The sequence below is a fragment of the Actinomadura sp. NPDC049382 genome (assembly GCF_040677125.1).
Classification (GTDB): domain Bacteria; phylum Actinomycetota; class Actinomycetes; order Streptosporangiales; family Streptosporangiaceae; genus Spirillospora; species Spirillospora geliboluensis.
In genome coordinates this window covers 59474-82830 of sequence record NZ_JBFARO010000004.1, presented here as the reverse complement: position 1 = coordinate 82830, position 23357 = coordinate 59474, and the positions used below count along the sequence as shown (strand labels likewise).

Here is a 23357-nt window from a genome sequence, read left to right as displayed (position 1 = left end):
TCTTCACTTGACCTCGGCGCCAAGTTCATGTCGCGCGATCCCTCGGTTTTGGCCCGCTCCGCTCCTCCTCCCCCCCCCCCCCCCGCAGCACGCCCCCGCCCCCGCCCCCGAGCACGCAAGGAAAACCCATGAAACCGCGCACGAAATGGACCACGGCGATCACCGGCGGCATCCTCGCCGTCTCCGCGTCCGCCTTGGCCCCCGCCGCCTTCCCCCACCAGCCGTCCGGGAGAGTCAACGGATCCGCCCTTCCGGCGACCTCTTCGGAGAGCACCTCCGGCCCGCGCGGCTCCGCCGCATCCGCCGCCGCTTCACCTGTCCGCCTCCAGCCCCCGCGCCCCGGCGCCCTCGCACGCGCTCTGGCCGGAATCCGCGCCCACAACAGCGAGGTGCGCGACGACCGCGGGCAGAAGTTCCGCGCCACCACCGTGACCGTCGACCCCGACGGCACATCGCACACCCACCTGACCCGCACCTTCGACGGCCTTCCGGTGCTGGGCGGCGACGTCATCGTCCACCAAGCCCGCAACGGCGCGTGGCGGGGATCCAGCCTCACCCTCGCCGGGCCGCCCGCGAAGACGTCCCCGGCACTGTCCTCCGCCAAGGCCCAGAGCAAAGCCGCCGCTACAGGCGGCACGATCCGCGGCGGCGCGCACCTGGTGTACGAGGCCCGCACACCTGACGGCAAGCCGCGCCTGGCATGGCGGTTCCTGACCACGGGGACGCAGCCCGACGGCACTCCCAGCCGCGCCTACGTCACCGTCGACGCCCGGACCGGCGCCATCCTGACGCGCGAGGAGACCGTCCAGACCGACGCCGCCGACGGCCGGTCCCTCTACAGCGGCAAGGTCCCGCTGCGGACGACCCGCTCCGGTGGCGCGTTCCGGCTCAGCGACCCCACCCGCGGCAACACCTACACCGGCGACGCCCGCAACGACACCGACCTCTGCCTGGGCCAACTCTGCTTCCACCGGGCCCCCGCCACGGTGTTCACCGACCCCGACGACCACTGGGGCGACGGCACGACGGGCGACCGCGCCACCGCGGCGGTGGACGCCCAGTACGGCACCGACATGACGTGGGACTTCTACAAGAACGTCCTGGGCCGCAGCGGCATCGCCGGAGACGGCAAGGGATCGTTCAACCGCGTCCACTACGGCACCGGCTACGCCAATGCATTCTGGGACGACTCCTGCTTCTGCATGACCTATGGGGACGGCGACGGCAAGCAGACCGGGCCGATGGTGGGGCTGGACGTCGCGGGCCACGAAATGACCCACGGCGTCACCTCCCGCACCGCGGACCTGACCTACAGCGGAGAATCCGGCGGCCTCAACGAGGCGACCTCCGACATCATCGGCACCGCCGTCGAGTGGTACGCCCGCAACCCCCATGACCCCGGCGACTACCTCATCGGCGAGAAGGTCGTCCGCCCCGGCTTCGGCCAGCCGGCCCTGCGCTACATGGACCGCCCCAGCAAGGACGGGCGATCGGCGGACTACTGGTCGTCCAAGACCGCCGGCCTGGACCCGCACCTGTCCTCCGGCGTCGCCAACCACTTCTTCTACCTGCTCGCCGAAGGCAGCGGCCCCAAGACCATCGACGGCGTCCACTACAAAAGCCCCACCTACGACGACGCCACCATCACCGGAATCGGCCGCGACGCCGCCATCAAGATCTGGTACCGCGCCCTCACCACCTACATGACCTCCAGCACCGACTACGCCGCAGCCCGCACCGCCACCCTCCACGCCGCCAAAGACCTCTACGGCACGCGCAGCAAGCAGTACACCACCGTCGCCGCAGCCTGGACGGCCGTGAATGTCCGCTGATCCGATGTGCCCAACGGTGCGCTTGCCGAAAACTCCATCCATGCTGGTCAGGCAGGGCCTCCGACGGACAAGCCCAAGATCGTCAATGGTCCATGTCGGCTCGTTGTCGGCTCGGCGGTTCCGAACCGGATCGGCCCGCGGCAGCACTGTGCGGCACTCACATGGGGCTGGATGCGGACAGACCGACACAGGGCGACACTGAGAGCACCGATCCGAAACGAGAGCTCCGGACTTTTAATCCGTAGGTTGTGGGTTCGAGTCCCACGCGACCCACCACCCCTGACCAGGGCAAACATCCGCCCTCAGCTGCGCCGGGGATCACGCCTGGGGCGACCTGAGGCCAGGAACAGGGGCGTTCGACACCGCCTCACCGGCTTCCATGCCCGTCGCCGCCCAGCCCGGTGGACGGGCAGCATAGGACGCGCATCCGACTTCATACGGGCGGACGCGGTGGCGATGTTCGGTTGGTGGACCGCTCCGGCGATGTTGGAGGCTCAGATCGTTGGTTCTCAGCCGGCCCGGGTCGCTGTGCCGCGTGACCGGTGGACGCTTCCTCGTACTCGCGCGGGGGACAGTAAAAGCCAGGCCGCGCGGCGTGGCGGTTCCGGCCATGCCGCGCGGCCTGAGAGTTTCTGTCATTCCTTCGGAATCACCAGATCGGGACCGTTGATCGCCTCCCCGGCGACGACATGCAGGGGTTTCGGATACCAGGTCATATCGGCGGGACCGCCGCTGTAACCGAGTTTGATCCACTGGGTGGCCAGCCCGTACAGGGCGTAGTCGACGTCCCCGGTGATCCTCGCGAATGGCGCGGCGATGTCGCCGGTTCGGGCGCTGACGGCGACGACGCTCACATACTCGTTGGGAACCACCGAGCCGATGACCTTGCCGCTCAGCTTGCCGCTCTCCGGCAGCCGGGCATCGGCGGTCGCCGTGCCCCCGGCCTGGACCCTGATCGGCCTGGCGGCGAAGCGGTCGGGGGCCCCACCGGACCATTGCCACGCGTAGCGGCCGCTGAAGTCTGGGTACTGGACACGCCAGTCATAGGGGCCGAGGCCTTCGATGGTGTAGCGCCCGCCGGAAGCGGTGCAGTTTTTGCCCCACGCTGCCGGGCCGGATGGGCCAGCGGGCAGCACCCAGGCGCACACGTCCTCGACAGCCTTGCCGGTGCGGGCGTCGGTGACGGTACCGGCGATGGATCCCGCCCCGTCCAGCCGCACCTCGGTCTTGATGTCCTCACCGCTGGCCACGGTGAACCACACCGCCTTCTCCATGTCCCCGGTGCCGCCGTTCGAGCCGACCCACTGGCGGCCATGCACACCATCGGTGGGCGTTATGAACAGCCGGTACTTGCCTGGCCACAGTTGGGGGATGCGGAGTTTGCCGTCGCTGTCGCTGCACTCCTGGTCGAGCGTCTTGTTTCCGCGCTCGCGGGTGGCCGTCTTGTCCCCGCGCTTGCGGGTGACCGTCTTGGGGAGGGTGGCCGCCTGCTCGAACAGGCTCACACATGCGCCGGCCACCGGCTGTGCCGTCTTGGCGTCGCGGACCGTCGCGACGATCGTCGCCTCCCGCACCAGCTCGGTGGTGACACGAGTGGCCTGACCGGCCTGCACCACCACGTCGTCGATCGATCCGTAGAGGTAACCCTCCGGCGGTGAGATCGAGAACGAATAGGTCCCGGTGAGGACGCCGTCGAACGTCGCCTTGCCCCTGGCGTCGGTCTCGGCGAAGAGCGATCGGGGACCGCCGCGTGTCGCCACGCGGGCGCCGGGCACCGGCTCGCGGCTCTTGGAGTCGAGGACGGTCACTTCGAGGTCCCCGGTGGGCAGGGCGGTCTCGGTGACGGTCGTCTCAAGCCCGGACCGCACCGTGATCGGGTCCGCCTCGTTCTGGTCCAACTTCCCGTGGGCCCACTGGATGTTGCCGTTCGAGTCGAAGGACAGCTTGTAGTCCTCCGCGTTCAGCCCGGTGAACCTGAACGCTCCGTCGGCATCGGTGATCTCGCGGCCACGGGAGTTGCCCGAAGCGTCGTGCACTTCCACCGCGGCGCCGGCGACCCCGGCGCCGGAAGCGGTCACGAACCGGCCGGAGATCGAGCCGTATTCGATCGGTTTCAGGGCCAGCGAGGCGGTGCCGGGAGAGGTCACCGGATCGGCCGAGGCCTGATCGGACTTGTCAAATGCCCACTGGTCTTGGTAATCGGTGGCCGTCACTTTGATCCGGTACTCGCCCGGTGCCAGCCATTGCAGATGGTACTGGCCAGAATCATCGGTGTTCGCACCGCCGGAGACGCCGCCGGAGGCTCCATAGGCCTCGACCCAGGCACCCGCCACAGGTTGACCGGTTTTCGCGTCGGTGATTGTTCCGGTGATTCCATCGCTGTCCGCATATGCGGGTACGGACAGGAAACTTCCCGCCATGATGATGGCGACTGTCGCAATTAACCATAGGCAGCGTCGAATGAACACGGGCCCCCTCCATCCGCTCGCCCAACCACGAGAATCGGCGATATAACGTAGACAACCGACGGCTCTGTTCGGTTTACAGGCGGGCGTAAGAAGCCATTGGCTCTGGCCGTATCCGGCCGCTTGAGGTCCATCAAGTGGCTTGAGCAGCCGATCAGTTCGCACCCGGTCACGCGGTCACCGGCGGTCGGCTGCCTTCGCCCTGCCAGGCCGCGCCCCTCATTGGCGTCGGCCCGGCGACGGACAGATGTCGCGGTCGGCGGTGCGCCTGCCAAAAGGATTCATCCAAGCAGGTCAAGCGGCATGCCGATACTCGTTGAGGATTCCGCCCAGACGTTGGTTCCGTCGTACCTTCATATGAGCGACGTCAGCCGGTTCGACGATCGGCGACGGCAGTGGCTGCTGCGGTCGGACGTTGGCGATGCCCCGGTGGGGACGGTGTTCGTTGTAGAAGGCCTCGAACTCCCGGAGGGCATGCAGGAGGTGCCGCTGGTTCCACATCGGGGTTCGATCGAGCAGTTCATGGCGGCAGGTCCGCACCTACCGCTCCATGTTGGGCGCCCGTCGATACCGGCGTCCTTGAGAATCTCCCACACGGTGGAGGCGGCTACCTTCCCTCCCAGGACCCGCAGCTCGCCATAGACCCGCCAATATCCCCAGCCGGGTTCTCCCAGACCATCCGCAGTACCAGAACCCGGATGAACCGCACGGTCGGCGGCCGGCCTCTAGCAATTCGCGGGCCTAGTAATAGCGGAGGACGGCGTGGCCGACGAGGTCCTTGAGACGACTTCTAATCCGTCGGTTGTGGGTTCGAGTCCCTCCTGACCCGCCGCCCCTGACCAGGACAAACGCGAGATTGCCCGGCTCGTCCGCTGCCCGACACGTCCGGCGGACGGGGCATCTCGTGAGTCAGGCCTTGGCGCGCTGCTCCTTGAGGCGGAGTTCTTCCCTGCGGACTTCGGCTTGGACGGCTTGCTCGCGTTCCAGCCAGTCGGGCCTTTCGGCCTTCAGGTTCTCGATCTCGGCCGTGGTGAGGGGGCCCGTGATGCCGGCGCGGGCCAGACCTGAGATGGAGACGCGCAGCTTGGCGGCGACGACCTGGCGGGGGTGTGGGCCCTCACGGCGCAGGTTCGTCAGCCACGAGGGCGGGTCCGCTTGGAGCGCGTTCAATTCGTCCCGGGAGACAGGACCTTCCTGGAACTCGGCGGGTGCTGCCGACAGCAGGATCCCCAGCTTCTTGGCCGCGGTCGCGGACTTCATGGTCTGCGGGGTCTTTGCTTTGGACGTGCCCATGCCTCAAGGGTAGCCAGCGGAAGAGGACTGTCTGGACGTGACTAGGGTGGCGGAGTGACCGATGGTGAGTTCCGGCTGGCCTACGTGCCGGGCGTGACGCCCGGGAAGTGGGCCGGGGTGTGGGCCGAGCGGGTCCGGGAGGTGCCGCTTCGCCTGCTGCAGATGCCGGCGGCCGAGGTCGTCCCCCTGCTGCGGAACGGTGACGTGGACGCGGCGTTCGTACGCCTGCCCGTCGACCGCGAGGGCCTCCATGTGATCCCGCTGTACCTGGAGACGACCGTGGTCGTGGTGCCAAAGGATCACGTGGTGGCCGCAGTCGAGGAGGTAGAACTCGCCGATCTCGCCGACGAGGACGTATTCGAGCCACTCGATGATGTCTTGCCCTGGGACGAGCGCCCCGGGCAACCTGCCTTCACCCGTCCTGAGAGCACCGCCGGGGCGATCGAGTTGGTGGCGTCGGGAGCGGGCGTCCTGCTGCTCCCGCAGTCTTTGGCCCGCCTCCACCACCGCAGAGACCTCACCTACCGAACCGTGACCGACGCTCCTCAGTCCCAGATCGGCCTGGCCTGGCTCGATGCCGAGACGACCGACCTCATGGAGGAGCTGATCGGCATCGTCCGCGGCCGCACTCCCAACAGCTCCCGTGGCCGCAAGCCCCCGCAACAGCCCACCCGGAAGAAGCCACCGCAGCAGCGCCCTGCCTCCAAGCACCGCCGCCAGAAGCGCCGCCGAAGGTGACGAGAGTCGCGCTCACCGACAACACCCCGCCATCCCCCATCGCACGCCCAGGCGAGTGATCAGGGTGTCCGCGCGACGGAGGGAATCGTCAGAAGACCTCACGAGGACGCGGTCGTAGAGCCCGACACGTCATTTGCTCGGCTGGGGGATCCTGCAATTGGCGGTGGGGTTGAGCCCGATGTAGTTGAGCGGACCAGAGGCCCAGGTGATACCGATCGTGGCGATTTTGGCGCAGCTACCGTCAAACTGGGCGTAGTAGTGGCGCTGCCCCGCGGCGAGCGCACCAATGATCAGCCAGGCGACGAGCATCCACCGTCCGGACCTCATCGCTACCTCCGGTGACCGCTTCGCCGACCCTGGGGTACGACAGTAACGACAAGATCGTGCATAGTTAAGCAAGTCGGGCCGGGTGTGTCACGTCCCCCAACGTCTCGCGCGCCCACTGTGTCCGCGACGACGCTCTGCCCACCACCGGCATGTCTCCCGACAACCCGACTGTGCACAACCGCTCGAATCCCCGACTGGGTGGCGCGTCCCCAGCGTGCAGTTAGCCGTTCCACAGGTCATCAGGGTGGCGGGAGCGGAGGCGTCCAGGCGGCTGGGACCGTGGGTGGGGTCTTGCCGTGGCGGGACGCCCTGCTATCGTCTGGTGCCGCACCAGGGCGGTTTGGGTGTGGGCTCGGGAGGGCGTCGGCGCCGGGGCGGGGCACGGCTGCAGCGTCGGGTGGTGCCCGGCGCCATGCCGACGGCGCGCAGCAGGTGCGTGGTGGACTGGCCCGTCACCACACATGGGGGGTGGTCCGCTGATCGGCGACTGGGTGGGCGTGTTGGTGAAGTGGAGGGTATTCGTGCCTGGATCCATGGATGGAGGCTGGCCCGGGGCCCTTCGTCTGGACGAAAACAGCGGGCTAGATCCTCGACGCGCCTCCGCCTTGTGCCGCAGGCGAATTGCTGACTCAGAACTCTAGTGTTCTGAGTCAATAATTATTTGTTAGTCGGTAGGCTGTGGGGATGCCGAGCCCGAAGCTGGATCCGGTGGTGTTGTCCGATGAGGAGCGGTCGGCGCTGACCGGGTGGGTGCGCCGCCGCAAGACCTCGCAGGCGTTGGCGTTGCGGGCGCGGATCGTGCTGCTGTGCGCCGAGGGCGCCACGATCGCCCGGGTCGCCGAGCAGGCCGGGGCCTCGCGGAACACGGTGTCGAAGTGGCGGTCGCGTTTCCTGGCCGACCGGCTGGAAGGCCTGAGCGACGAGCCGCGCCCGGGCCGGCCCCGCACGATCACCGACGAGCAGGTCGAGCGGGTCGTCACCGCCACGCTGGAGGAGACGCCCGGTGCGGACACGCACTGGTCGACGCGGTCGATGGCGGCGGCGACCGGGATGTCGCAGTCGGCGGTCTCGCGGATCTGGCGGGCGTTCGGCTCAAGCCCCACACCGTGCAGACCTGGAAGCTGTCGACCGACCCGCAGTTCGTCGACAAGGTCCGCGACGTGGTCGGGCTGTACCTGAACCCGCCTGACAACGCCCTGGTGCTCGCGGTGGACGAGAAGAGCCAGATGCAGGCGATCGACCGCACGGCGCCGATTCTGCCGATCATGCCCACCACCCCGGCCCGGATGACCCACGACTACGTCCGGCACGGCACCACCAGCCTGTTCGCCGCCCTGGACCTTTCCTCGGGGTCGGTGATCGCCCAGCACTACCGGCGCCACCGCCACCAGGAGTTCCTGCGGTTCCTCAAGCTCATCGACGCCGCCGTCCCCAAGGATCTAGACCTGCACCTGGTGCTGGACAACTACGCCACCCACAAGACCGAGCAGGTCCACACGTGGCTGCTGCGCCACCCCCGGTTCCACCTGCACTTCACCCCGACCAGCTCGTCCTGGCTCAACCTGGTCGAACGCTGGTTCGCCGAACTCACCAACCGCAAACTCCGCCGCTCGGCCCACCGAAGCGTTGTCGAGCTGGAACGCGACGTCCGTGGCTGGGTCAACGAGTGGAACTCCGACCCCAAGCCGTTCGTGTGGACCAAGACCGCCGACGAGATCCTCGAAACCCTCGCCGCATACTGCCAACGAATTAACGACTCAAGACACTAGCGCCGACCGCTCCAGCGCCTTAGCATGATCATGGTCTCTGCGAGGAGAGACCGAAGCGGAAGGCTAATTCATGATGTCGTGGTCGCGTAGACTCATGTCGGTAACATTTGTGTCAGCAATGACACTGATCGCGGTTGGACAACCGGCACAGGCGGAAATCAGCCAGGACAGTGGATGGGTTTACACGACCGATGGCGCCGGCAAGATCTACTTCGATGCCGACCGGAAGGGCTATCCGGGCCAAGAACTTCTTATAGTATGCGACATCAAGGCGGACGCCCGAGGCGTTACCGGGGCGGCCGAATGGAGGGTCGATCCCGTGAAGTTCGGCAAGCAGATCACTGATTCATCCAGCAGTGGCGGCTGCAGTTCGTATGCTGGAAACTTCATACCAGAGGGTTATTTGCTTCACGTCTGGGTATGCAAGTATCACACTTCGACAAACGATATCGGCAACTTTTCCTACTGCAGAGTCGGTGCGGGAATAGGGTAGCTTCCAACCCGCAGGTCACGGGTTCGATACCGACGCGACCTGCCACGCCTACCAGGGGAAACGCCGTCCACGGTGCTCTTGGTCGCTCCAACTAGAGCGACCAGAACCGTCCTGAGTCCCATAACTCTGCTCCCGCTGCCAGTGCTCGACGCGCGCCGCAGTTCACATCAGCGCACGCGGACGCCGGGCAGATGGCAACTCACCCGCGCGGCCGGACTGCCTGAGGTCAGCCCACGGCGGAGTGCCGTGTTGAAAGTGGTACGCAGCGTCGCCCGGATCTGGTTCAAGGTGGCCGCCGTCATTGGCGTTCCTTGGCTCTCGTGCCGAGTGAACCCTGCGTCAATTGAAGGAGCCACCTTCGCCTGGGTCACGGTCTCCACACGGTGTGGCTATCCAGCTTGCGCATCGCCGGGCGCAGGTAGCTCTTCACCGTCTCGGGCCGCTCCCGTCGAGGGGACGTGGCGTAGGTCGAGCAAGGGGATCGGCGGCTCGTGCTTTGAGCAGTGGCTGGCCAAGGGCTTATGGGCGCGACAGCTCCGCTCGGCGTTGCGCGGCGCGCTGGTAAAAGGGCCCAATCCCCCGAGTGGCTGCGCCCCAGTTGCAAGGTGACGCCCTCTCACAACGCAGATAAGAGGCTGCGTCGGGAGCAAGGGCGGAATTCGAGGAATTGCTCGCGGCCGATCATGTCGGCCCATGCGTCTCCGCAGGGGCGATGAGCGTGGCCTGTTCACTGGACGCTACTGGCCGCCGACTCCGTCGAGCACCATGTCCGGCCGGCGCCGGACCCGGACCCGGCCGGTGGACGGCGCGGGGCTGTGGCCCGCGCCGTCTCGCGGGGTCAGGCTTGGGCGGTCCGCTTGGGGAGTTTCCAGCCGGGGCGGGGGAAATGGCACGTGTAGCCGTTCGGGTACTTCTGGAGGTAGTCCTGATGCTCGGGTTCGGCTTCCCAGAAGTCGCCGGCGGGGGTCACCTCGGTGACGACCTTGCCGGGCCACAGGCCGGAGGCGTCGACGTCGGCGATGGTGTCCTCGGCGACCTTCCGCTGCTCCTCCGAGGTGTAGAAGATCGCGGAGCGGTAGCTCGTGCCGATGTCGTTGCCCTGGCGGTTCACGGTCGTGGGGTCGTGGATCTGGAAGAAGAATTCCAGTAGCGCCCGGAAGTCGGTCTTGTCGGGGTCGTAGATGACCTCGATGGTCTCGGCGTGGGTTCCGTGGTCGCGGTAGGTGGCGTTGGGGACGTCGCCGCCGCTGTAGCCGACCCGCGTGGAGACCACTCCGGGCTCCCGGCGGAACAGCTCTTCCATCCCCCAGAAACAGCCGCCCGCGAGCAGTGCCCTCTCGGTTGCCATGTTCCCCCCTCGTCTCCTTCGTCGACCAGTACAGCGGGCATCGCATCAACGTTATTCCATGGGTCTCCGGAGGCCGCTGGGCCCATCGCGGGGCGCCGGGTCGCTGGCGTAGGTCCAAGCGGCCGGTGCTATTTCGTTGGGACGGGGGTGCGCAGGAGGTCTCGCCAGTCGGCGGGCCAGTTGACCAGTGCGACGACGCCCATGGCGAGGAGGTAGGTCGGTGCGGCCCAGCTCTGCATCGCCGAGTCGTGGTTGACGATGTGGGTGGTGACCGCGCCGGTGAGGACGAGGATCAGCGTCGTGGCGGCGAGGAAGCGCGTCCGCTTGTCGGGGATCACGAGCAGGACGGCGGCGATGCCCTCCAGGGCGCCGACCACGAAGCGCATCCAGGACGGGTAGCCCCAGTCGGCGAACTTCGCCGAGTACGCCGGGCCGAACATCGTGTCGCCCGGCCAGTACTTCGTCACGGCGCCCAGCGCGAACTCCATGGCCAGGAACCAGTACAGGACGGTCGTAAGTCGCTTCGGCATTTTCTTCCTTCCGGGGAATGCGGGCAGGGGGCGTCCTCCGCGCGGCGATCGTGATGCCGTGCGGAAGACGGTTTTCGGGGTTCAGCCGCGCAGGGCGGTGATGGCCTTCTCGATACGGCGGCGGCGTGTCTCGGGCTTCTTCGCGCTTTCGATGGCGCGGACGTGCTCGCGCTTGCGGCTGTCGGTGAGCTTGTCGTAGGCGGCGCGGGCGGCGGGGTCACCGTCCAGGGCCTGGACGAAGTCCGGGGGTTCGGCGACGAGGCGCGGTTCGGTGTCGAGTTCCAGGTCGACCTCGACCTCGTCGCCGATGGCGACGCCCGCGGCCTGCCGGTTGGCGTTGCTGAGGCCGAGCAGGTGGCGGCCGCGCATGATGGCGACCCTGCTGCGCCAGGAGTGCCCGTTGACGGTGATCTTCACTCTCGGACGTGCGCCGCCGCCGAGGTCCTCGACGATCTCGGCGGGGACCTCCAGGCCCCGCATGGGCTCCGGAGGCTCCACCACGGTGCTGAACTTCATGATCTGCCCTTTCTGGGGACGCGGGCCCGGCCGTGCGCCGTGCCGGGCCCGCGCGATGTGCACACGGTCACGAGGCGTAGGTGGTGACCTTCCACAGGTACCCGTCGGGGTCGGCGAAGTAGCCGAAGTAGCCGCCCCACTGGGCGGCGGCGGCCTCCCTGACCACGCTGCCGCCGGCCGCGACCGCCTTGCGGATCGTCTCGTCCACGGCGTCCCGCGAGGCGGGGTTCAGGTGGAAGGACGCCCCGCGGAACCCGGATCCCTCGGACGGGACGCCCGCGTCCTCGGCGGCGGCGTCCCATTCGTAGAGGGCGAGTTGCGGGGCCCCCTCCCCCAGATGGAACGACACGAAGTGGCGGGTGTCCTTGTCGATCTTGCAGCCCAGGGCCTCGGTGTAGAAGCGCTTGGCGCGGTCCATGTCGCGGACGCCGAGCATGATGGCGCTCATCTGCGGTGACACGGTGTTCTCCTCACGGGTCGGGGCGACTGCTACTCGGCGTAGGGCTGGTCTTCGCCCTTGTCGCTGTAGGCGAGGCTCCAGATGTAGCCCTCGGGGTCGGCGAAGGTGCCGCCGTAGCCGCCCCAGGGCAGGGTGCCGGCGGGCTTGAGGATCGTGGCGCCGGCCTTCTCGGCCTCCGCCATGATCTCGTCCACGCGTGCCTGGCTGCGGACGACGTAGGTGAGGACGAGGCCGCTGAAACCGCTGCCGTCCGGGCTGGTGCCGACCTGGTCGGCCAGCCCGTCGCGGCCGTAGAAGCCGACGGGCGAGGCGCCGTCGGACTCGAAGAAGACCGAGATGCCCCAGTCGTCCTTGATCGTCCAGCCGAGCCCCTCGGTGTAGAACCGCTTGGCGCGGTCCATGTCGCGGACGCCGAGGAGGATGGAGCTCACGTGGGCCTTCATGGTTGTCTCCTTGCTGGTGAGCGGTCCGCCGGAGGCGGCGGGGGCGGTCGGCCGGGTCCCGGCCGTCACATCGACGCGATCGCGCCGGTCACTTCGTATGACAGGAAATCTCGCGGGAGTGTGACGGATGGCTGAGGACGACTGGCTGAACGCGCGGTTCGCCGAGCACCAGCGGCACTTGCAGGCGGTGGCGTACCGGATGCTGGGTTCGCGGAGCGAGGCCGAGGACGCGGTGCAGGAGGCGTGGGCCCGGGTCAGCCGCGCCGACACGGGCCAGGTGGAGAACCCCGGCGGGTGGCTGACGACCGTCGTCGCGCGGGTGTGCCTGAACATGATGGAGGCGCGCCGCAGCAGGCCCGAGGATGCCGCCGGGGCACTGCCGCCCGAGCCGGCGGCGCCTCAGGGCGGCGTCCGTCCGGTGGGTCAGGCCGGTCCGGAGGACCAGGCGCTGCTGGCCGACTCGGTGGGCGTCGCGTTGATGGTGGTGCTGGACACGCTCACGCCCGCAGAGCGGCTCGCGTTCGTCCTGCACGACATCTTCGCGGTGTCGTTCGGGGAGATCGGCCGCGTCATCGACCGGTCGCCGGCGGCGGCCCGGCAGCTCGCCAGCCGGGCGCGGCGGCGCGTGCAGGGCGCCGCCGAGGCGTCGGACGCCGCGCGGTCGGCGAAGCGGGAGGTCGTCGCGGCGTTCCTCGCGGCGGCACGCGGCGACGACTTCCAGGGCCTGCTCGACGTCCTCGATCCCGACGCGGTGGCCGTCGGCGAGCTCCACGGCGCCGAGGCCGTGGCGTCCTTCTTCGCCGGACGGGCGCGGGCCGCGCACCTCGCCCTCGTCGACGGCGAGCCCGCGGCCGTCTGGTTCCACCACGGTGTGCCCAAGGCCGTCATCGCCTTCACCGTCGAGGACGGCCGGATCACGCGCATCGCCACCGACACCGACGCGGACCGGCTCCGCGCGCTCGACATCATCGTCCTGCCGCCGGGCCGGAAGAACCGCGATGAACGGTAGCGTTCCGCCGGTTCGCGCCGCGCGCATGAGCCTGCGGGTCGCGTCCTTCTCCCTGGCCGTGGACGACCTCGATCAGGCGCTCGCCTTCTACCGGGACGTGCTCGGCTTCGAGGTGTCCGGCGACGTCCCCTCCCGGGAGGCGCCGTGCGTGGCCCTGGCACCGCCGCTGCAGCCGGACATGCGCCTTCTCCTCGTGGCGCGCCCCGCGGACCCGTCGGCCGGCCGTTGGACGGTCGCGGACGACCTCCTGCACCGCGTCGACTTCACAACCGACGACTGCGACGCCGTCTTCGAACACCTGGAGGCCGCGGGCGCCGAGGTGATACAGGAACCGATCGACCGTCCGGGAGTCCGCGACTGCGCGTTCCTCGACCCGTCCGAGAACGTCCTCCGGTTCACCCAGGCCACAAGCGCGGGGCCCCGCCACCGTTGCCGGTGACGGGGCCCGTCCTCCCTGCTAGGAGCCGATCTGCGGGGCGCGGTCGGCGACCGACACCTTGAGCTGGGCCGTGGACGTCAGGACGCTCCCGACCGGGGCCTTGGCCAGGGCGGCGTTGACGACGACCTCGCGCTGGCCGAGGTACTGGTAGGTGCGCCGGTCGAAGATGTACTCCCGCCGGACGCCGCCGATGGTCTTCGCCGCGGCGATGCCCTTGCGGCCCGCCGCGTCCACCGCCTTGTCGACGGTGGCGACCCCTGGGATCGCCGCGGCGGCGCGGTACAGCGCGACCCGTTGCGCCGAGGGGAGGTATGCCTCCGTCAGCAGGCCGCCGACCCGCAGCCACGCCTCCGTGTCCGCCTGGGGGCCGGTGCCGAGACGGGTGTAGAGGTGCTCGTACATCTTCCGCGGCTCGGTGGGCAGGCGGCTGACGTAGGCGTAGTCGTTGCGCAGGAACTCGGCCCTGTTGTCGAAGTCCGCGAGCTTCTCGGGGCCGCCGGCCGGGTCGGGCTTGAGCGCGGACGGCGGGATCGGCCATCCCGGGTAGGGCTTGGGCGGGAGCGCCCTTCCCTCGATGACGCCCCGCGTCGAGTCGCCGTCCACGGGCAGCCACACCTTGCGGACGCTGCGGGCCAGGTACCGGGAGTGCCCCTTGGCGGTGTTCACCTCGGCGGGATCCATCGTCTGGGACTCGTACACCAGGTACTGCCCCGGCTTGGGACGCAGTTCGGGGAACCGGGTGGAGGCGTCGGCGGCGCGGGTGAGCACCTGGGACGCGGCGACGGGCATGACGTGCGTGATCGTGTCCTGCTTCGGCTGGTCCGCGGTGGCCACCACGACCCCGGCCAGCGTCGCGGCGGCCAGCCCCCCGGTCAGGCCGATCGCCAGACGGCCCCGGCGGGCAGGCCGGGGCGGACGGACGCGACGGGCGGCGGGCGCAGGGTCCGCCCCGCCGATGGCGGCCATGAGCCGGGCCTCCTCGGCGCGCAGGTCGGCCGCGTCCGTATGCGGGACCTCCGCCCGGAACCGGTCCAGCACGGTCATCTCATCCATGGACCGTCTCCTCCTTGAGGAACATCGTGGGGTTGATCTCGCCGAGCTCCCGGCGCAGCTTCTTTCGCGCCCGGTTGATGCGCGACCGCACCGTGCCGACGCGCACGTTCAGCGCGTGCGCGGCCTCCGGGTAGGTGAGGCCGCCCCAGGCGACCAGGAGCAGCGCGTCACGGTGCCCCTTGGGCAGGGACGCCAGCGCCCCCGCCAGGCGCGGGCCGTGCGCCTGCGCGCTGACCCGCTCGTCGCTGCGGTCGGTGAACGGCTCGGTGACGGGATCGGCGCCCGTGCGCTGGACGGCGCGCAGGTGGCGCACCTCGTCGCGGACGTGGCGGCCGATCAGGTTGGTCGCGATCCCGTACAGCCACGGCCGCGCGTTGCGCCGCGCCAGGTCGTAGCGGTCGCGCTGCCGGAACGCGGCCAGGAACGTCTCGGCCACCACGTCCTCGGCGGCGTCGCGTCCCAGCCTGCGGGTGACGTACCGCTTCAGCTCGGGGGCGTGGTGCCGGAACACCTCGGCGAACGCCTCCGGATGGTGCCGCGACCGTTCGATCGCGGCGGCATCGTCGGCCTCCGACGGGCTCGTTTCGCTCATTGTGCAGGCCTCTCGGGCTTCCGATCAGGTCATCCCCTCTTGCCGAACGGCCCGCGAACGGTTCCCGTCACCCCGGATGATCCGGATGATCAGGAGGACCCGCACGGCCGCGGTGACCGTGGGCGGTCACCGCGGCCGTGGAGGAGCTGCCTACGCGGCGGGCAGCACGTCCAGCCGCCGCAGCAGTTCGCGCGCGACCGTGGCGCGCTTGGCGGCGTCGCCGCTCTCGACGATGTCGATGTTCAGCGCGAAGGGGTGCACGCGCCCGCCGCGCTCGACCCAGCCGGTCCACCAGCCGGTGCCGGGGCCGGGGGCGTTCTGCCAGCCCGACTTGGCGAACAGCGCGTACCCGTCCTGCTCCTCCTGCTTGATCAGTTCGCGGACGGTGCGCTGGTGCTCGCGCGAGGCGGGCAGGCGCGCGGCCGCCAGCCGCTCCATGAACCGGGTCTGCCCCACCGCCGAGATCTTCAGCGGACCGTCCAGCCAGAAGCGGTCCACCGCCGTCCCGGTCTCGCGGTTGCCGTAGCCGAGCCGGTGCAGCCACTGCCGTTCGCGCTTCAGGCCGATGCGGCGGGCGATGACCTGGAACGCCGCGGCGTTGGAGACGCGGACGGCCTCCCGCATCGTCATGTCCTGCTCCCATTCCGGGAACGGCTGCGGCGTCCCGTCCCAGGGGATCACCTCGTCGGGGCTCTTGACCGCGCCGGTCTCCAGGGCGACGAGCGCGTGCGGGACCTTGAAGCTGGAAGCGGGGACCAGCGGCGTCTGCGCGCGCCGCCCGTCCACCACGGTCGTGGTCCGGGTCTTCACGTCCAGAAGGGCGAACGAGCCGCGCACGCCCGCCGCGTCGAAGACGGACCGCAGGTCGTCGCGCTCGACGACGCCGGGCCGGATCTGGTCGGCCGCCGCGACGGCGACGGCACCCCGCGGGACGGAGCCTTGGGCGCCCGCGCCGCACGCGGCGGTGCCGAAGAGGGTGAGCGCGCCGAGCGCGGCGGCGCCCAGCCGGATGCGCAGATGTCGGGAAGAAAGCTTGATCATGCGGTCACTCGACCACTGCCCACTGCTTTCTGTCCAATACTGATATCGATTAGTCAATGATATGAGAAATAGTATCTTCGCAGCTCAGCGCAGTTCATTCATCCGATCGGGCTGTTAGCGCGAATCTGCGCGGCCGTCTCCAGGGCGGCCTCGGACTCATTCGCGGGCTCCGATGGCGTCGGCGGGTGGGCGGCGCAAGGCCAGGCGGGCCGGGAGGGTGGTGGCCAGGACGGCCAGGGCTCCCATGCCGCCGATGATCGCGAGGAGTCCGACGATCGGGACGTGCGGTTCGGCTGACCCGGTCATCCCGGTGCTGAAGGCGTTCAGCGTCGCGTAGGCGATCGCGGTGCCGAGGACGGCCGCGACCAGGACGGCGGTCAGGGTCTCCCAGCGGAGCATCCGCAGCACCTGCCGGCGGGTGCCGCCGGCGAGCCGGAACATGGCCAGTTCGCGGACGCGGCCGGCGGTCGCCATGGCCAGGGCGTTGGCGGCGGAGAGGGCGGCGAAGGCGACGATCATGGCGAGGGACAGGTAGTTGACCGCGCTGCCGCTCGGCCTGGCGGGGGCGTCCGTCCGGGCGTGCAGGCCGAGGCCGGGGTAGGCCGCCACCGCGCTCTTCAGGGCGTCGCCGCGCACGCCGGGGGCGGAGATGAGCGCGGTGCCCATCGGGACGTCGACGTGGGCGGCCACCAGGGAGTGCGGCAGGGTGAGGTCGCCGAATCCGAGGCCGCGGTGGTAGACGGCGACGACGCGGAGCGTCACGTGCGTTCCGTCGGCCATGGCGAAGGACGCCTTGTCGCCGACCTTCATGCCGAGGCCCTCCCGGGCGGCCATGGTGCCGTCGCCGAAGTCGTTCAGGGAGCCGGAGCGCACGTCGAGGTCCATGGTGTTCGCCAGGCCGCCGGGGGTGACGCCCTGGGCGCTGTAGGGAGTGTTGGCGGCGCGGACGCGGGTGTGCAGGACCTCGGTGACCGTCCGGACCCCGGGCACCTTGCGCAGCGCGTCGGCGGCCGGACCGGGCACCGCGGGGCCGGCGGCGTAGTCGGCGACGTTGCCCGCGCCGGCCTGGGACGCGGCGGCCTCGTCGATGGTCGTCTCGGCGAACAGCAGCGTCGAGCCGAGCGCGACCATCAGGGTGAGCGGGGCGATGACGGCGGCGAGGCGGCGCGCGCCGGCGCGCAGGTTGGCGGCCGCCAGGCCGGCGACCGCTCCGGAGAACCGCAGCGGCAGGGTGACCGGAGGGATCGCCAGCCGGGTCAGGACGGGTCCGAGGAGGCCGACGGCGGTCGCGAACGCCAGCGCGGTCAAGGGCGTGAGGGGTCCCGAGCCGCGCTCGGAGTGGACGGACGCCAGCACGAAGGTGAGCACGACGGCGCCGGCCAGGACGACCAGCCCGGCGGCGAGCCGGAACCACGGTGTGCGGGGCGGTGCGAGCGCGGCCTCGCCGAGGGCCTCGACAGGGCGGAGCCGGGTGATGCGGCGGGCCGCGATCCGGGCGGCCAGCCAGGCGGCCGCGACGGTGACGGCGACGGCGACGAGCGGCGGGACCGGCCCGGTGACCGGCGGCAGGTTGCCGGGGATGGCGTCCAGGTCGGCGAAGGCGGCGTGCAGCCGGGAGCCCAGGAACAGGCCGGCGGCTGCGCCCGGGACCGTCGCGCCGAGGCCGAGCAGGGCGGCCTCGCGGCCGATCATCCGGCGCAGTTGCCGGGGCGTCGCGGCGATGGCGCGCAGCAGGGCGAGTTCCCGCTCGCGCTGCTGGAGCATGAGCCCGAAGGTGCCGACGACGGCGAGCAGCGCCACGATCAGGGACGTGCCGCCGAGTGCGGCGCCCATGCTGACCAGCTTGACGCGGGCGCTGCCGCTGTCGGGGAACTCGGCGCGCCCGCGGTCGGTGCCGGTGTGGACGGTGGCGCCGGTTCCGCGGACGGCCGCGCGCACCGCGTCGGCGGTGTCGTCGACGGACGCGCCGGGCGCGGGCCAGACGCCGATCACGGTGAGGCCGGGCCGCGCGGCGGTCAGGCGGCGGGCCTCCTCGGAGCTGAAGAAGACGGACGGGTTGCCCGGCGCTTGCCCGGTGACCCCGACGACGCGGTACGTGCCCGTTCCGAGCGGGTTCAGGACGGTCACGTCCGTCCCGACGGCATGGCCCGCGGTGGCGCCCACGACGATCTCGCCTGCGGCGGCGGGAGCCCGGCCCTCCTTGAGGACGGTCCGGGCCAGCCCTGCCGACTCCCAGCCGTGCCCGTCCACGGGGCTCCCGCCGATGACAGCGGGGACGGTCACTTCCGGCACCACGGAACGGACGCCCGGCACCGCCTGCACCCGTCCGGTGAGCGACGCGGCGATCCGGCCCCGCGCGGTGTTGGGCTTGCTCTTGCGGTCGCCGTCGTCCTTGACGAGGTGCGCGTCCGGGTCACCCGACACGATGATCGGGGCAGCCGCATAGCGTTCGGGGGCGACGTGGCTGCGCAGACCGGTGTCCATCAGCATGCCGCAGGCCGTGATCAGTGCGGCGGCGAAGAACAGCGCGATGAAACCGCCGGCGAACGCGGCACGACGGTGCCGCAAGGTGCTCAAGGAGAGAGAGAACATCAGACGTACGCCCCCAGCCGGGTCATCCGCTCGGCGATGTCGCTCGCGGTGGGCGCGGTGACCGAGTCGACGATCTGACCGTCCGCCAGGAACAGGACGCTGTCGGCGTAGGACGCGGCCACCGGGTCGTGGGTGACCATCACCACCGTCTGCCCGAGGTCGTCCACGATCTCCCGGAACGCGGCCAGCACCTCCTTGGCGGTCATGGTGTCCAGCGCGCCGGTCGGCTCGTCGCCGAACACGACGTCCGGCCGCGCGACCAGGGCCCGCGCGATCGCGACGCGCTGCTGCTGCCCGCCCGACAGCTCGGCGGGCCGGTGCCCGGCCCGGTCCGCCAGCCCGACCCGTTCCAGGATCTCCGCCAGCCGGGCGCGGTCGGCGCGGCGCCCGGCCAGCCGCAGCGGCAGCGTCACGTTCTGCTCCACCGTCAGGGACGGGAGCAGGTTGAACGCCTGGAAGACGAACCCGACCCGCTCGCGCCGCAGGACGGTCAGCTCGGTCTCGTTCATCCCGGTCAGCTCCGTACCGCCGAGCCGCACCGATCCGGCCGTGGGCCGGTCGAGTCCGGCCGCGCACTGCAGGAAGGTGCTCTTGCCCGACCCCGAGGGGCCCATCACGGCGGTGAAGCCGCCCTTCGGCAGCGAGACCGAGACCTGCCGGAGGGCCGCGACCGCGCCCGCCCCCTTGCCGTACACCCTGCTCACCGTGTCCATCACCACTGCTTCGTCCATGGACACCACTCTGCTGACCTGCGGCTTCGCCCGACAGAGCGTCCGTCATCGATCACCCATGAGATCGTCACGGGTAGGCTCGGCGGCGTGATCAAGGTGCTCATCGCCGAGGATCAGCACGTGATCCGGACCGCGCTGGCGACGCTGCTCGGTCTGGAGCCCGACCTGGAGGTGGTCGCGGACGTCGGCGACGGCGGCGCCGTCGTCCCGGCGGCGCTGGTGCACCTGCCCGACGTGGCCGTCCTCGACATCGACATGCCCGGGACGGACGGCCTGACCGCGGCCGGGCTGCTGCGCGCCGAGCTCCCGGGGTGCCGCACCCTCATGCTCACCGGGCACGGCAAGCCGGGGCTGCTGCGCCGCGCCCTGCGCGAGAAGGTGGACGGCTTCGTCCTGAAGTCCGCGCCGCCGGACCAGGTGATCGACGCGATCCGCAAGGTCCACGCGGGCGAGCGGGTGCTGGACGCGACCCTCGCGGTGACCGCCTGGGACCTGGCCGACGACCCGCTCACGCCGCGCGAGAAGGACGTCCTGCGGCTGCTGTCGGACGGCGCCGAGGTCCCCGAGATCGCGGGCCGGCTACACCTGTCGGCGGGGACCGTCCGCAACCATCTCACCGCGGTCGTCGCCAAGCTCGACGCCCGGGGGCGCACCGACGCCGTCCGCATCGCCCGCGAGGCCGGCTGGCTCTAGGTACGCGGCGAGCCGGAAGCGTCCGCCTGCGGCCGGGCGCGCCTCCAGCCGGCCGCCCGCCTCGGCGAGCCGCGTGGCGAGGTTGCCGATCCCCGCGCCCGGCGGGGTGACCTCGTCCGGACGTCCGTCGTTCACCACCGTCAGCCGCGCCGCCCCGACGGTGATCTCGCAATGGCGGGCGGCGCTGTGCCGCAGGATGTTGGTGACCGCCTCCCGCAGCACGACGCTCAGCACCCCTTCGGCGTCGCCCGGCGGGGTGCCGTCGCGGACGACCCGCACCTCGATGCCCGCCGCGGCGAGCACCGACCGCGCCGACGCCAGCTCCGGTTCGAGTTCCAGCCGCCCGGCCGCGCCGGTCACCACCCCCATGTCCCGGCGCGCGTGCTCGGCGATGCGGACCAGGTCGTCGAACTCCGCCCGCGCCCGGTCCGGGTCCGACGCCAGCAGCCGGCGCGCGATCTCGGCCTTCAGCTGGACGGCCGCGAGGCTGTGCCCGAGCAGGTCGTGCAGGTCGCGGGCGGCGCGCAGCCGCTCCTGGACGACCGCCGCCCGCGCGAGCCCGGCCGCCGCCGCCCGCAGCTCGTCCGCGAGCTGGGCGAGCCGGACCAGCCCCCACACCACCAGCCCGGTCACCAGCACGCTGATCACCGAGTTCACCACCACGTCGGCGGCCTCGCCGAGCCGCCACGCGACCACCCCCATGGCGGCCATGACCGCGCCGGTCAGCGGCCAGGCCACGGCGGCGGGCAGCGCCAGCAGCAGCGTCCCCACCAGGAAGCCAGGCACGCCGCCCCACGCCTTGCCGAGCCACAGCAGCGGCACGAAGCTCAGCAGCGCCTGCGCCGCCAGCGCCCACCACGACCCCTCCGGCCGGCGCGCCCACCCGAGTTGCAGGACGGACACGGCCGCGAGGCACGGCACCGCGATGAGCAACTCCACCGGCGATGCCAGCAGCAGCAGTCCCTTGACGCAGAAGCCGGCGAGGACCGCCGCCAGCAACACCACCGACAGCCGGTGCTCGGCGCTGGAGACCTCGGCCCGCGGCTCCGGCGCCGCCCGCACCGCCGCCTCGACGACGCAGCGGCCGTCCGGCTCCAGCGTCGTGCGCAGGTGCCCGCCGACCCGCTCGACCTGCGCGGCCAGCGGCGCCAGGGCCTCGGCGGCCCAGCCGGCCGCGGCGGCTCCGTCGTCGGTGACCCGCAGCACGAGCAGCCCGCCCCGCTCACCGGTCTCGATGGCGCAGTGCCGCGCCCGGCGGCGCCGCACCACGTCGGTGACCGCCTCCCGCAGGACGGTCGCCAGCAGCGCCCCGGCCCGGCCGAGCGGCTCCCGGTGGCCCACCCGCACCGTCACCTCGACGTCGGCCGCCGCCAGCATCCCGCGCGCCGCCGCGATCTCCGGGGTCAGCGAGAGGCTGCGCAGGTCCACGGCGGCCGTCCGGGCGGCGGTCAGCGACCGGCGCGCCACCCGCGACACCCGGTCGAGATCCGCGACGCCCCGCGCGGCGGCGATCGCGTCCAGCCCGCGGCCGACCCCCGCGTTCAGCTCGGCCGCCACCCGCAGCCGCTCCTCCTCGACGGCCGCCACCGCCAGCGACAGCCGGGCCGCGAACACCTCCTCGATCCGGCCGACCAGCCGCGACAGCCCGTACACGACCGTCGTCATCAGGCCCGCCGTGATCGCGGCGTCCACCGAACCGCCGACCCCGTCCCCGCGGACCACCGCCAGGACGAGCACCGCGACCGCCGCCACCGCGGCCGTCACCCGGTTGCGGGCGAGCAGGAGCCCGCCCACCCACACGCCCAGCACCGCCACGGAGAACCCCAGGCACAGCACCGCGACGAAGGACAGGACTCCCTGCGCCGCCGTCCAGGCAGGGGTCTGGAGGCGGCGCAGGGGCGCCAGCACGAACCGGAACTGCAGCAGCAGGATCGCTCCGGCCACGGGAACGGCGGCGGCCGCGTCGGCCGGCCGGTCGATCGCGCCCACCGTGTAGACGCCGACCAGCGCGACCAGGGCCGCGACCGCCACCGCCCGCGCCGTGCGCTGCGGCACGTCGACCGCCTGCCTTCGTTCCACCCCGCCCCTCGATCAGCCCCCGAAACCGGGTCAGATCGTATCCGCCGCGGTCCCCCGGCCCACCTCCCGGCCGTCGAGCGGGATCGGCTCCGCCACAGGCCGGCCGGTGCTCGTCGGGGACCGGCTCTCGCTCAGGTGGCGGGCTGGTCGCCCGGTGCGGCACCGGGCCAGTAGTGGGCGTCCGAGAGGGGCCGGGCGCCGAAGATCGCCTGGCCGACGCGGACGACCGTGGCGCCCTCCTCGACGGCGGTCTCGTAGTCGCCGGACATCCCCATCGACAGCTCTCCCGGACCGGCGAGCCCGAGGTCGCGGGCCTGGTCGCGGAGGCCGCGCAGCAGGCGGAAGCACTCCCGGACCCGCTCGGTGTCCCGGGTGAAGACGGCCAGCGTCATCAAACCCTGGACGCGCAATGCCCCGTAGTCCGGCAGCCGCTTCAGGAAACCGATCAGCTCGTCCGGCGGCAGGCCGTACTTGGACTCCTCGGCAGAGGTGTTCACCTGCACGAAGACGTCCAGGCCCCGGCCGGCGGCCTGGAGCCGGCGGTCCAGGGCCTCGGCGGCGCGCAGGCTGTCGAGGGCCTGGAACTCGGCGGCGAAGGCCGCGACGTCCTTGGCCTTGTTGGTCTGCAGGTGGCCGATCACCGACCAGGACACGTCCAGGTCGGCGAGGTTCCGCCACTTGCGCTTGGCCTCCTGGACCTTGTTCTCGCCGAGGACGCGACAGCCCGCCTCGACGGCCAGGCGGATCCGCTCCTCGGGGACGGTCTTGCTGACCGGCAGCAGCCGCACCTCCGCGCCGCTGCGGCCGGCGCGTTCCGCCGCCGCGTCGATGCGTGCGCGCACTTCGGCGATGTTGCGGGCGAAGTCCGCGACGCTCTCCGCCTGCGGGTACTGGGCTGGACTGCTCATCGGGCC

At 71.0% G+C, this 23357-nt stretch carries 22 protein-coding genes and 1 pseudogene; 7 read left to right on the top strand and 16 right to left on the bottom strand.

Annotated elements, in window-relative coordinates:
* Positions 1 to 128 precede the first annotated feature (128 nt).
* Positions 129 to 1832: a M4 family metallopeptidase gene (locus AB0K34_RS04155; RefSeq protein WP_364545249.1), complete on the top strand. Its 1704-nt coding sequence runs from the start codon at positions 129 to 131 to the stop codon at positions 1830 to 1832.
* A gap of 635 nt (positions 1833 to 2467) precedes the next feature.
* On the opposite strand, the gene AB0K34_RS04150 is transcribed toward AB0K34_RS04155, so the two are convergent.
* The 3 genes from AB0K34_RS04150 to AB0K34_RS04140 all read right to left on the bottom strand — a co-directional run bounded on the left by AB0K34_RS04150 (position 2468) and on the right by AB0K34_RS04140 (position 5590).
* The gene (locus AB0K34_RS04150) at positions 2468 to 4300 is read right to left on the bottom strand and encodes a carboxypeptidase regulatory-like domain-containing protein (protein ID WP_364545246.1); all 1833 of its coding nucleotides are present in this window, start codon (positions 4298 to 4300) and stop codon (positions 2468 to 2470) included.
* Positions 4301 to 4591: 291 nt separating this feature from the next.
* Positions 4592 to 4837 carry a hypothetical protein gene (locus AB0K34_RS04145; RefSeq protein WP_364545243.1) on the bottom strand — a complete coding sequence of 82 codons (246 nt, stop codon included), beginning with the start codon at positions 4835 to 4837 and terminating at the stop codon, positions 4592 to 4594.
* Positions 4838 to 5206: 369 nt separating this feature from the next.
* The gene (locus tag AB0K34_RS04140; RefSeq protein ID WP_364545240.1) at positions 5207 to 5590 is read right to left on the bottom strand and encodes a DUF5997 family protein; all 384 of its coding nucleotides are present in this window, start codon (positions 5588 to 5590) and stop codon (positions 5207 to 5209) included.
* Between the two features lie 54 nt (positions 5591 to 5644).
* Between AB0K34_RS04140 and AB0K34_RS04135 the strand changes: the two genes are divergently transcribed.
* Positions 5645 to 6328 carry a LysR substrate-binding domain-containing protein gene (locus AB0K34_RS04135; protein ID WP_364545237.1) on the top strand — a complete coding sequence of 228 codons (684 nt, stop codon included), beginning with the start codon at positions 5645 to 5647 and terminating at the stop codon, positions 6326 to 6328.
* 129 nt (positions 6329 to 6457) lie between these two features.
* Here AB0K34_RS04135 and AB0K34_RS04130 read toward each other — a convergent pair whose 3' ends face one another.
* Positions 6458 to 6637: a hypothetical protein gene (locus AB0K34_RS04130; protein WP_240807735.1), complete on the bottom strand. Its 180-nt coding sequence runs from the start codon at positions 6635 to 6637 to the stop codon at positions 6458 to 6460.
* 702 nt (positions 6638 to 7339) lie between these two features.
* Here AB0K34_RS04130 and AB0K34_RS04125 point away from each other — a divergent pair.
* Both AB0K34_RS04125 and AB0K34_RS04120 read left to right on the top strand, forming a co-directional pair.
* Positions 7340 to 8424: pseudogene (locus AB0K34_RS04125) on the top strand (IS630 family transposase).
* A 118-nt stretch (positions 8425 to 8542) separates the two neighbouring features.
* Positions 8543 to 8917 carry a hypothetical protein gene (locus AB0K34_RS04120; RefSeq protein ID WP_364545234.1) on the top strand — a complete coding sequence of 125 codons (375 nt, stop codon included), beginning with the start codon at positions 8543 to 8545 and terminating at the stop codon, positions 8915 to 8917.
* A gap of 838 nt (positions 8918 to 9755) precedes the next feature.
* On the opposite strand, the gene msrA is transcribed toward AB0K34_RS04120, so the two are convergent.
* The 5 genes from msrA to AB0K34_RS04095 form a co-directional block, all read right to left on the bottom strand.
* On the bottom strand, positions 9756 to 10265 hold the full coding sequence (gene msrA, locus AB0K34_RS04115) for a peptide-methionine (S)-S-oxide reductase MsrA (RefSeq protein ID WP_364545231.1): 510 nt from the start codon (positions 10263 to 10265) through the stop codon (positions 9756 to 9758).
* 128 nt (positions 10266 to 10393) lie between these two features.
* Entirely contained in the window at positions 10394 to 10795 is a 402-nt protein-coding gene (locus AB0K34_RS04110; protein ID WP_364545228.1) for a DoxX family protein, read from the bottom strand.
* Between the two features lie 81 nt (positions 10796 to 10876).
* A complete protein-coding gene (locus tag AB0K34_RS04105) occupies positions 10877 to 11311 on the bottom strand; it encodes a YdeI/OmpD-associated family protein (protein ID WP_364545225.1) in 435 nt (144 codons plus the stop codon).
* A 67-nt stretch (positions 11312 to 11378) separates the two neighbouring features.
* Entirely contained in the window at positions 11379 to 11771 is a 393-nt protein-coding gene (locus AB0K34_RS04100; protein ID WP_364545221.1) for a VOC family protein, read from the bottom strand.
* Positions 11772 to 11800: 29 nt separating this feature from the next.
* Positions 11801 to 12214, bottom strand: coding sequence for a VOC family protein (locus AB0K34_RS04095; RefSeq protein WP_364545218.1), 414 nt, complete (start codon positions 12212 to 12214; stop codon positions 11801 to 11803).
* Between the two features lie 127 nt (positions 12215 to 12341).
* Here AB0K34_RS04095 and AB0K34_RS04090 point away from each other — a divergent pair, with 127 nt between their 5' ends.
* Positions 12342 to 13223 (top strand): sigma-70 family RNA polymerase sigma factor, encoded by an 882-nt coding sequence (locus tag AB0K34_RS04090; RefSeq protein WP_138640399.1) that lies wholly within the window; start codon positions 12342 to 12344, stop codon positions 13221 to 13223.
* A gap of 25 nt (positions 13224 to 13248) precedes the next feature.
* Positions 13249 to 13662 (top strand): VOC family protein, encoded by a 414-nt coding sequence (locus AB0K34_RS04085; RefSeq protein ID WP_364545215.1) that lies wholly within the window; start codon positions 13249 to 13251, stop codon positions 13660 to 13662.
* An 18-nt stretch (positions 13663 to 13680) separates the two neighbouring features.
* Here the strand turns inward: AB0K34_RS04085 and AB0K34_RS04080 are convergent, their stop codons facing one another.
* The 5 genes from AB0K34_RS04080 to AB0K34_RS04060 form a co-directional block, all read right to left on the bottom strand.
* Complete coding sequence (locus AB0K34_RS04080) at positions 13681 to 14715, bottom strand: CU044_5270 family protein (protein WP_364545212.1); 1035 nt, start codon at positions 14713 to 14715, stop codon at positions 13681 to 13683.
* A complete protein-coding gene (locus AB0K34_RS04075; RefSeq protein WP_364545209.1) occupies positions 14708 to 15307 on the bottom strand; it encodes an RNA polymerase sigma factor in 600 nt (199 codons plus the stop codon). Before AB0K34_RS04075 ends, AB0K34_RS04080 begins: the two co-directional genes overlap by 8 nt.
* A gap of 150 nt (positions 15308 to 15457) precedes the next feature.
* On the bottom strand, positions 15458 to 16348 hold the full coding sequence (blaOXA, locus tag AB0K34_RS04070; RefSeq protein WP_364545206.1) for a class D beta-lactamase: 891 nt from the start codon (positions 16346 to 16348) through the stop codon (positions 15458 to 15460).
* A gap of 156 nt (positions 16349 to 16504) precedes the next feature.
* Positions 16505 to 18925: an ABC transporter permease gene (locus tag AB0K34_RS04065; protein WP_364545204.1), complete on the bottom strand. Its 2421-nt coding sequence runs from the start codon at positions 18923 to 18925 to the stop codon at positions 16505 to 16507.
* A 14-nt stretch (positions 18926 to 18939) separates the two neighbouring features.
* Positions 18940 to 19671, bottom strand: a complete 732-nt coding sequence (locus tag AB0K34_RS04060) for an ABC transporter ATP-binding protein (RefSeq protein ID WP_364545201.1) — start codon at positions 19669 to 19671, stop codon at positions 18940 to 18942.
* An 87-nt stretch (positions 19672 to 19758) separates the two neighbouring features.
* On the opposite strand from AB0K34_RS04060, the gene AB0K34_RS04055 reads away from it, so the two are divergent.
* Complete coding sequence (locus tag AB0K34_RS04055) at positions 19759 to 20364, top strand: response regulator transcription factor (protein ID WP_364545198.1); 606 nt, start codon at positions 19759 to 19761, stop codon at positions 20362 to 20364.
* Here the strand turns inward: AB0K34_RS04055 and AB0K34_RS04050 are convergent.
* Both AB0K34_RS04050 and AB0K34_RS04045 read right to left on the bottom strand, forming a co-directional pair.
* On the bottom strand, positions 20251 to 22443 hold the full coding sequence (locus AB0K34_RS04050; protein ID WP_364545195.1) for a histidine kinase: 2193 nt from the start codon (positions 22441 to 22443) through the stop codon (positions 20251 to 20253). The two genes, AB0K34_RS04055 and AB0K34_RS04050, sit on opposite strands and share 114 nt — an antisense overlap.
* Before the next feature lie 131 nt (positions 22444 to 22574).
* Positions 22575 to 23351 carry a YggS family pyridoxal phosphate-dependent enzyme gene (locus AB0K34_RS04045; RefSeq protein WP_301176140.1) on the bottom strand — a complete coding sequence of 259 codons (777 nt, stop codon included), beginning with the start codon at positions 23349 to 23351 and terminating at the stop codon, positions 22575 to 22577.
* Positions 23352 to 23357 lie beyond the last annotated feature (6 nt).